Genomic DNA, 986 nt, shown 5'->3' on the forward strand with positions numbered 1-986 from the left:
GTCGCCGCTTCCGCATCTTTGCTTATGGCGCTTTCGATGGTCATCAATGAAAGCCTCGTGGCTCGGACCTTCGCGACCTACGCATTGCGTCCTTTCGACATGGAGAGTAGCGGGTTACTGCTGTCCCTTCTGGCGCTCGGCCTGATTGTCCTGGCCTACGCGATAAACGCATCGGGTAATCGCTCCGTCAGTGCGTTCTCCCTGGTCATGTCGATCATAAAGATTGGCGGGATCGTCATCTTTGCCGTGGCAGCGATCTGGGCGAGCGGTCTCACCTCCGGCGCATTTTCTGGCGAGGCGATGACCGGTGGCCCCGTGGATTTCGTGGCGTCGGTTGCGTTTTCGATTCTTGCCTTCAAGGGCTTCACGACGATCACCAACAGCGGCGGAGAAATCGTCGATCCGCATCGAAATGTCGGTCGCACGATCATGATCGCGATCGGCATCTGCGTGGTGACCTATCTGCTTGTCGCCATCGCTGTCGGATCGAGCCTGAGTATCAACGCCATCATCGATGCCCGCGATTACTCGCTCGCCGCAGCTGCGGAGCCTGCACTTGGCCGGATAGGATTCTATTTTACCATCGCCATCGCATTGGCTGCGACAACGTCCGGCGTCATCGCCAGTGTTTTCGCCGTGTCACGGATGCTCACGATGCTGACGGAAATGAAAATGATCCCGCACAGCCACTTCGGCATGAGCGGGAGCCTGCGCAGTCACCTCCTGATCTATACGGTCGTAGTGGCCGGAACGCTTGCGGTGCTCTTTGATCTCTCACGTATCGCCGCGCTCGGTGCCTTCTTTTACCTGGTGATGGACATGTTGGTTCATTGGGGCGTTTTTCGTCACCTGCGCCGAGAGGTCGGTGCGAGGGCGACGGTCCTGCTTGCCGCACTGGCCGCCGATTTCGTCGTGCTGATCGCGTTCACGATTGCCAAGCTGCAGACCGATCCAGCGATCGTTGCGTATGCGGCCGTGGGCATTGC

1 protein-coding gene is annotated in these 986 nt (G+C 58.7%); it reads left to right on the forward strand.

Annotated features, from left to right (window positions below; all coding sequences use genetic code 11):
- The coding region (locus tag NN5_RS24760) for an APC family permease (protein WP_067739380.1) at positions 1 to 986 on the forward strand (986 nt) is incomplete at both ends.

The sequence above is a fragment of the Novosphingobium naphthalenivorans NBRC 102051 genome, assembly GCF_001590985.1.
GTDB lineage: Bacteria > Pseudomonadota > Alphaproteobacteria > Sphingomonadales > Sphingomonadaceae > Novosphingobium > Novosphingobium naphthalenivorans.